Origin of the sequence: Edaphobacter sp., assembly GCF_035532915.1 — a bacterium.
GTDB lineage: Bacteria > Acidobacteriota > Terriglobia > Terriglobales > Acidobacteriaceae > Edaphobacter.
The window spans coordinates 1-7599 of sequence record NZ_DATKQC010000489.1 but is presented as its reverse complement, the minus strand read 5'-3'; the positions used below and the strand labels follow the sequence as shown (position 1 = coordinate 7599).

At 59.7% G+C, this 7599-nt stretch carries 8 protein-coding genes; 3 read left to right on the top strand and 5 right to left on the bottom strand.

The window, feature by feature from the left end; all coding sequences use genetic code 11:
• Window positions 1-751: DNA polymerase Y family protein (locus VMU57_RS22795; protein WP_414648710.1), on the bottom strand; the 751-nt coding region annotated here is incomplete at its 3' end.
• A 129-nt stretch (window positions 752-880) separates the two neighbouring features.
• On the opposite strand from VMU57_RS22795, the gene VMU57_RS22790 reads away from it, so the two are divergent.
• Entirely contained in the window at window positions 881-2533 is a 1653-nt protein-coding gene (locus VMU57_RS22790) for an acyl-CoA carboxylase subunit beta (protein WP_325387642.1), read from the top strand.
• On the top strand, window positions 2530-2877 hold the full coding sequence (locus tag VMU57_RS22785) for a cupin domain-containing protein (protein ID WP_325387641.1): 348 nt from the start codon (window positions 2530-2532) through the stop codon (window positions 2875-2877). The genes VMU57_RS22790 and VMU57_RS22785 overlap by 4 nt, the downstream gene beginning before the upstream one ends.
• A gap of 72 nt (window positions 2878-2949) precedes the next feature.
• On the opposite strand, the gene VMU57_RS22780 is transcribed toward VMU57_RS22785, so the two are convergent.
• Window positions 2950-3330 (bottom strand): carboxypeptidase-like regulatory domain-containing protein, encoded by a 381-nt coding sequence (locus tag VMU57_RS22780; protein WP_325387640.1) that lies wholly within the window; start codon window positions 3328-3330, stop codon window positions 2950-2952.
• Between the two features lie 39 nt (window positions 3331-3369).
• The gene (locus VMU57_RS22775; protein WP_325387638.1) at window positions 3370-3570 is read right to left on the bottom strand and encodes a hypothetical protein; all 201 of its coding nucleotides are present in this window, start codon (window positions 3568-3570) and stop codon (window positions 3370-3372) included.
• 248 nt (window positions 3571-3818) lie between these two features.
• On the opposite strand from VMU57_RS22775, the gene VMU57_RS22770 reads away from it, so the two are divergent.
• On the top strand, window positions 3819-4646 hold the full coding sequence (locus tag VMU57_RS22770; protein ID WP_325387636.1) for a rhomboid family intramembrane serine protease: 828 nt from the start codon (window positions 3819-3821) through the stop codon (window positions 4644-4646).
• 63 nt (window positions 4647-4709) lie between these two features.
• Here the strand turns inward: VMU57_RS22770 and aspS are convergent, their stop codons facing one another.
• Window positions 4710-6530 carry an aspartate--tRNA ligase gene (gene aspS / locus VMU57_RS22765; RefSeq protein WP_325387634.1) on the bottom strand — a complete coding sequence of 607 codons (1821 nt, stop codon included), beginning with the start codon at window positions 6528-6530 and terminating at the stop codon, window positions 4710-4712.
• A gap of 81 nt (window positions 6531-6611) precedes the next feature.
• A partial coding sequence (gene hisS, locus VMU57_RS22760; RefSeq protein ID WP_325387632.1) for a histidine--tRNA ligase occupies window positions 6612-7599 on the bottom strand: 988 nt, incomplete at its 5' end.

The window sequence follows — 7599 nt, the reverse complement described above, 5'->3', positions numbered from 1 at the left end:
TGCTGACAGGAGCGCCGTCGTCGCCAGTCTCTTCGCCGCGCAGCCAATGGTAGAGGCGGTCTCCCCAGACGCTGTCCCATAGCTTGTGCATTCCGTTGCGATCAAGAGCGAGCAACTGCTCCATGGTGCGGATGCCCTTGTCGTTGAGGCGCACTTCGGTCCTTGCGCCGACGCCGGGCAGATCGCGCAGCTCCAGATGAGCGATGGCGCGGGGAAGTTGTGAGGGCAGCAGGCCGATGAGGCCGTCGGGCTTCTGCATATCGCTCGCGATCTTGGCGAGATAGCGATTGGGAGCCATGCCGATGGAGCAGCGCAGCGCTTCGCCTACATTCTTGTAGATCGATTGTTTGATTTCGAGAGCGATCTTTCTCGCTCGCGGCGGCTCCTGCTCGCGCCCCATCAACTCGCAGGACATCTCGTCTATGGATGGCGTGTGCGCGACGGGGCAGACCAGCTCTACCGCCTTGGCAATGCGTGCTGAGTAGTCGGCATAGACTGCGTGATCGCCTTCGATCAGCACAATGTCGGGGCAGATCCGTTTAGCCTCTCCTACCTGGGTGCCGGTCTTGATCTTGAGCGCCTTTGCCTCGTAACTCGCGGCGATGCAGCAGGTCGTGTCCGCCATGGTAGGGACAACGGCCAGCGGTCTACCGCGATACTCCGGGTGCAACTGCTGTTCGACCGACGCGAAGAAGCTGTTCAGATCGACGTGGAGGAAACCGAAGCGGTCGGGTTGGGGGGAGAAGGCCATCGGCGAATTCACCTCATTATATTCGCTATATCTTCGCTCTGTATCGCTCTTGCCACGACTTGAAAATCTGTTGCCGGATGGTCCGCCAGAGCTACTCATCGAGTCGAGCGCTGCTAGAATCGCTCTTCTATGGGCCTTCCCGATCAGTCTGTCGAATCTGCTGCTAAACCTACGCTGCACCAGACCAAGCTTGCTGAACTTGCTGTGCGCCACGCCATCGCCGAAGAGGGCGGAGGGCCGGAGCGGCGCGAGCGGGAGCGCAAGGCGGGAAAACTCTCTGCACGCGAGCGGGTGGAGTTTCTTTTGGACGAAGGCACGTTTGAAGAGACCGACAAGTTTGTCACTCACCGTGCGACCGATTTTGGCATGGACGCGCAACGCGTTCCCGGCGATGGCTTTATCACCGGCTATGGACGGGTGCAGGGGCGCGTGGTGTTCGTCTTCGCGCAGGACTTCACCGTCTTTGGCGGGTCGCTGTCGGAGGCGAATGCGGCCAAGATCGTGAAGATTATGGATATGGCGATGAAGGTAGGCGCGCCGATTATAGGGTTGAACGACTCGGGCGGCGCTCGCATCCAGGAGGGCGTCGTCTCGCTGGCGGGCTACACGGACATCTTTCTGCGCAACACGCTGGCGAGCGGCGTGGTGCCGCAGATCTCGGCCATCCTTGGGCCGTGCGCAGGGGGAGCGGTGTATTCCCCGGCGATCACGGATTTCACTTTAATGACGGAGAAGACGAGCTACATGTTTGTCACCGGGCCGGACGTCATCAAGACCGTAACGCATGAGGACGTGACCAAGGATGCGCTGGGCGGGGCAGTGACGCACAATGAGATCTCCGGCGTGGCGCACTTTATGGCGCACGACGATCAGGAGTGCCTCGCGATGGTGCGCGAGCTGCTCGGTTTTCTGCCGTCGAATAATCTCGACGATCCTCCACGCAAAGCCACGCAGGACGATCCTGCGCGTGCCGATGCTACGCTCGACAGCATCGTTCCGGAAGAGAGCAATCAGCCCTACGACATGGTCGATGTCATCTCGCGTGTGGTCGATGATGGATATTTTTTTCAGGTGCAGGAGCACTTTGCGCGGAATATCGTCGTCGGTTTTGCACGGATGGCGGGACGGCCGGTAGGCATTGTCGCCAATCAGCCTGCGTTTCTTGCCGGTGTGCTCGACATCAACGCCAGCGTGAAGGGAGCGCGGTTTGTGCGGTTCTGCGATGCCTTCAACATTCCGCTGATTACGTTTGAAGATGTACCGGGCTTCATGCCGGGAATTCAGCAGGAGCACGGCGGCATCATTCGCCATGGCGCGAAGCTGCTCTACGCCTTTGCCGAGGCGACGGTGCCGAAGCTGACTGTGATCACACGCAAGGCTTATGGCGGAGCGTATTGCGTGATGAGCTCGAAGCATCTGCGCACCGATCTGAATCTTGCGTGGCCGACGGCGGAGATTGCGGTGATGGGGCCGGAGGGCGCGGTGAATATCGTCTACAAGCGCGAACTGGACGCTACACTGCGCCGTGCTGAGGCCATCATGCCCCAGGGCGTCTCCTTTAGCGAGGAGCAGAAGCTGGAAGTCCTTGCCGAGGCGCGCAAAGAGAAGGTTGAGGAGTTCCGCGAGCGGTTTGCCAATCCTTATGTCGCGGCGGAGCGCGGATATATCGACGCCGTCATTCGTCCCAGCGAGACGCGACGGCGGCTGAACTCCGCGCTCGACATGCTGGCGACGAAGCGCGATAAAAATCCCGCCAAAAAACACGGGAACATACCGCTGTGAAGCCGGTCAGCACGGCGAATGCCGAGCACTATCTCTGGGGCGAGCGCTGCGACGGCTGGTATCTCGTTCGCACGGCTGAGCTGAATATCATCGAAGAAAAAATGCCGTCGGGCACCTGCGAGACGCGCCATTCTCACCTTCGTGCACGCCAGTTTTTTTATGTGCTTGAAGGAGAGCTGACGTTAGAGGTCGAACGCGAAGAGTTTGTGCTGCGGGTGAGCGAGGGTATTGAAGTTGCTCCCGGCAAGCTGCACCAGGTGTTGAACCGAAGCGCGGAGAGCACGCGCTTCCTGGTGACGAGCCAGCCCCCGAGCTATGGGGATCGCGTAGAGCAGGTCAGTTAGACATGCTCCATCTCTCGCGTCAAGGATGAGTGATGAAAGAAAAACGTCGATGCTTCCGGCAGCGCTTTTCGATCAATCAACCTTCAGGTTGAAGTGGAAGGAATTTCTGCTCTCGAAGGAGCTGATGTTCTTGGTTTTGCTCTTCTTGCCATTGCTCTCGGCCCACAACTCGTAGTCGGTGTTTTGCGAGAGCTGGCCGAAGCGATAGGTGCCATCCGCAGCTGTAATCTTGCTCATCACCGAGAGTGTGTGATCGTCCTTGAGATAGACGACCGCTCCCTTGAGTGGGGCGTCCGACTTGTCGACGACCTTGCCGTCGATGGTGCGCTGCACCGGACCACGGCTCTGCGCTACGGAAATTTGCGGCGCAACCAGGAGGCATGACGCAGCCAGGCAAGTGGCCAGGGCCACCTTGCCGGCAAAGGAACGGAGCGAAAGACGGGTACGCTTCATAGGCTTAAGTATACGGCTTATCCTTTGATGGAACTGCCGTTACTCATCTTCCTCTTCACTGACCGGCGTGGCATCTTCGTCGTCGTATCCAGAGACGTCGACGGGAGCAAGCTCCAGCGGGTCGACAGACACAATCTCGAGATCAAGGCCGCATTCGTCGCACTGCAGCGTCTCGCCTTCTTCTACCTCATCGGTATCGATGACAATCGGGTTATCGCATTCGGGACATACAACAGCCATGATCGGAGCCTCCAGGGGTTTGGGTCCGCTGCCCGCCTATAGGATGTAGGAACGGTGTTCGCAGACGCATCAATCTATCTATTTAGCGGTGATCCGGCACGTTCGTCAAGCACGTGTTTTTGACAGCGTTTCGGATTGCCCATTTGACCGCCAATCGCACAGGTTTCAATTGCGGAAAGCCTTCTGCAATCGGTTAGACGATGGAAACGCTCGACCGGTATTCGTGGTGAAATAGAGGAGGATAGAACATGCCCCGTTCCGGCCCCACCTCGTTAGCGCTACCGCCCTTCGCAGGAGCGACGCGCCGCCTTATCTTCGCCAACCTCATTGCGTTCTTCGGCTTCGCATTATTGGGATGGGTGGCTCCGCGACCGATTGGCCTGTTGCTGGGGCATCTTGCTCTTGTCCCGGCTGCTGTCTTTCGCGGCGAGGTATGGCAACTGCTCACCTATGGCTTCTTGCCGATGGGGATTCTGGGCACGCTGTTTGCCATGCTGACGCTGTGGTTTATCGGCGCATATCTTGAAGACCTGCGCGGCTCGCGCTGGCTGATGGAGCTTTATCTCTTTTCTACCGCTGCCGGGGCGTTACTGGCGTCGCTGCTGACGCTGGTGCACCTCGTCGGGCTTCGGCCGGACTTGATCGCGCTGGGCGCCTGGTCGCCGATCTTCGCGCTGATGGTGGCCTTCTCGGTCATCGCAGGCGATCAGGAGATTCTGTTCTTCTTCTTTGTCCGCATGAAGGCGAAGTACCTGGTGTGGATTTATATCGTTCTCTGCGTCGCCATCCTGCTCAAAGGCGACGACCGCTTCGGCGCGCTCACCGAGCTTTCGGGCGCGTTGATGGGGTATGTCTACACAAAATTTGCACCGCGGCGGGGAATGGCGCTTGGCTTGAGCGAGCGCTACTTCGGTGTGAGGAACGACTACTACCGCTGGAAGCGCCGCCGCGCCGCGAAGAAGTTCCAGGTCTACATGCGCAAGCAGAACCGCGAGGTCCACTTCGACAAAGACGGCCGCTATGTCGATCCCGACGAGCTGCGAAAAGATCCCAACGATAAGCGCTGGATGAATTAGTTCCTGCAGAAGGAAGAGAGGCCACCCGCAAGGGTGTGGCCTCTTTTTGTTTCGGCAGGTGTACTAAGTGCGTGTAACTGTACGAAGGTGCAGATCGCGCATCTGCTGGTCGCTCACCGGGGTTGGCGCATCGACCATCAGGTCAATCGCCTTTGCCGTCTTGGGGAAGGCAATGACCTCGCGCAGGCTGCTCGCCCCGGCAAGAATCATCACGATGCGGTCGAGACCCAGCGCGATGCCGCCGTGCGGAGGCGTGCCGTACTCCAGCGCATCAAGAAAAAATCCGAATCGCTCTTTGGCTTCTGCGTCGGACATGCCCAGCGAGCGGAAGATCTCCGCCTGCACGTCCTGCCGATGGATACGGATCGAACCCGAGCCAAGCTCCGTGCCATTCAGCACGATGTCGTAAGCCAGTGCGCGCACAGCGCCCTTGTCGTTGGTCAATCGCCCGGCCTTGATGTCTTCCTCGTGCGGAGACGTGAAAGGATGGTGCGCTGCGTTCCACACCTTCGCCTCCTCGTCCCACTCGTACATCGGAAAGTCCGTGACCCACGCAAACTTGTAATCAGCTTCAGTCCCGGTCTTCACAAAACGGCCATGCTTATCGGCGAACTTCTGCGCCAGTTGCAGACGCAGCGCACCGACGCGCTTGTAGATCCACTGCGGATCGTGGTTCCACTTCGCCGGTGTTCCCAGCTTCGGTGTCACCACAACGAGCAGATCGTCAGGCGCTGCGGCCAGCTTGGATTCAATCGCCGCAGCCAACGGAGCGAAGGTCGCGTTCGTCTTCAACCGCACAACATCCAGTAGGTCGAGCCCGCTATCGCCAAAGCCTCCGCGAACCTCTTCGAGCAGCCCTTTGCGTGCCGTCCCACTCAACGCGCCGACGCCGGGGATCACAAATCCAAGCACCGGCAGGTTCTGCTCGATCTTCAGCGTCTCGCGCAGCTCCGGCGTCAGCTCCTCGCTCAGCGAGACCATTGCAGGAAGCCGCATGTCCGGCTTGTCGATGCCGTAGTTCTTGATCGCCTCGTCGTAGGTCATCTGCACAAACGGAGTCGTCAGCGCGATGCCCGCGGCCTTGAACGCAGCCGTCAGAAATCCTTCGACCACGTGGAAGATCGTCGCCTGCTGCGGAAACGTCATCTCCAGGTCGATCTGCGTGAACTCCGGCTGACGGTCTGCGCGCAAATCTTCATCGCGGAAGCATCGCGCGATCTGAAAGTATTTGTCGAAGCCCGAGATCATCAGGATCTGCTTGAAGATCTGCGGCGACTGCGGCAGCGCATAGAAGCTGCCTGCATGAACGCGGCTGGGAACGAGATAATCGCGCGCACCCTCCGGGGTCGAGCGCGTCATGAACGGCGTCTCGATCTCGAGAAATCCCTCGTCGGAGAGATAGTTGCGAACCGCCCGCGCCACATCGTGCCGCATCTTGAAGTTCTTCTGCATCTCCACCCGGCGCAGGTCGAGATAGCGATACTTCAGCCGCACCTCTTCGTTCGCAATCGCATCTTCCGCAGGAGAGAATGGAGGCGTCTTCGCCTCGTTCAGCAGTAGCAGCTCGTGCGCAACGACTTCAATGCCGCCGGTCGCCATGTTCGGATTCTCGAGGCCAGCCTCACGCCTCCGCACCTTGCCCTTTACCGCGACGACGTACTCCGACCGCGCCGCCTCTGCCTTGGCATGGGCCTCGCCCGAGACCTCTTTGTCCAGAACCACCTGCGTGATGCCGGTACGGTCACGCACATCGAGAAAGATCAGGTTGCCGTGGTCGCGCCGACGGTTCACCCATCCCATCAGGACGACGTCCTGGCCATCCTGCTCTACACGAAGCTCTCCGCACTTGTGCGTGCGCTGCAAATTCCCTAGAAAATCAAGCACTGTAGTTCCCTTGCTAGTGATATCGGCGGCGGAACTCAGCTCACCGGATTTTTGTTATCTGCTCATTAAATCTGCCGCAATTTACCGGCGCAACACCTCAGCCAGCTCACTGCGCGGAACCTTCGTCTGCTCGCCAGCCGCAAAGTCCTTCACTGTCAGAATACCGGACGCGACTTCATCCTCGCCGAGAATGACCATTCGCCGCGCCAGTTTGTCGGCTGTCTCGAAGGACTTCTTGAGGCGAAACGTGCCCTCGCCGACCTCGACCGAAAGCCCCGCTCGCCGCAACTCCTGCGCCAGCCGCAGCGCCTCTGCGTTCCGCTCCACGCCCATCGGAGCGATAAATATGTCGAGCTTTTTCTCTGCAGCTGCCTCAGCCTGGGCCTGCAGCGTCAAAATCAGCCGGTCTTCGCCGATGGCAAACCCAATCCCCGGAGCCTTCGGCCCGCCCAGCATCTCGCTCAGGCCGTCATACCGCCCGCCGCCCAGCAGGGCATTTTGCGTGCCCAACCCGCTGCCATCAGGCACAGTGAACTCAAAGGTCGTGCGCGTGTAGTAGTCCAGCCCACGCACCAGCCTCGGCTCGACGGTGTACGCCACGCCACAGGCATCGAGCGCCGCCTTTACCTGCTCGAAGTGCTCCCGCGAAGCGTCATCGAGATAATCGGCGATCTTGGGCAGCGCGTTGATGATCTCCTGATCGTTCGGGTCCTTCGAGTCCAGCACGCGCAGCGGATTGGTCTCCGCACGCCGCTGATTGTCCTCGCACATCAGGTGCTTCACCGGCGCCAGCGCTTCACGCAGCGCGGCAACGTATCGCGGCCTGTCCGTCGCCGAACCCACAGAATTCAAAGCCAGCCGCCAGCCTTTGACACCTAATTCATCAAGAAAAGTAGCCAGCATCTCCAGCACCTCGGCATCGCGCAGGGCGCTGTCGGAGCCAGACCACGCCGGTCCCAGTACCTCCGCGCCGATCTGCCAGAACTGCCGGTATCGTCCCCGCTGCGGGCGCTCGCGACGAAACTGCGGTCCTATATAGAAGAGCTTCTGCAGCATCCCGGTATCGGCC

What these genes read in the sequence shown, in the direction of transcription:
- VMU57_RS22790 (WP_325387642.1), top strand. Translation starts at nt 881, where the DNA reads ATGGGCCTTCCCGATCAGTCTGTCGAATCTGCTGCTAAACCTACGCTG.
- VMU57_RS22780 (WP_325387640.1), bottom strand. Translation starts at nt 3,330, where the DNA reads ATGAAGCGTACCCGTCTTTCGCTCCGTTCCTTTGCCGGCAAGGTGGCC.
- VMU57_RS22775 (WP_325387638.1), bottom strand. Translation starts at nt 3,570, where the DNA reads ATGGCTGTTGTATGTCCCGAATGCGATAACCCGATTGTCATCGATACC.
- VMU57_RS22770 (WP_325387636.1), top strand. Translation starts at nt 3,819, where the DNA reads ATGCCCCGTTCCGGCCCCACCTCGTTAGCGCTACCGCCCTTCGCAGGA.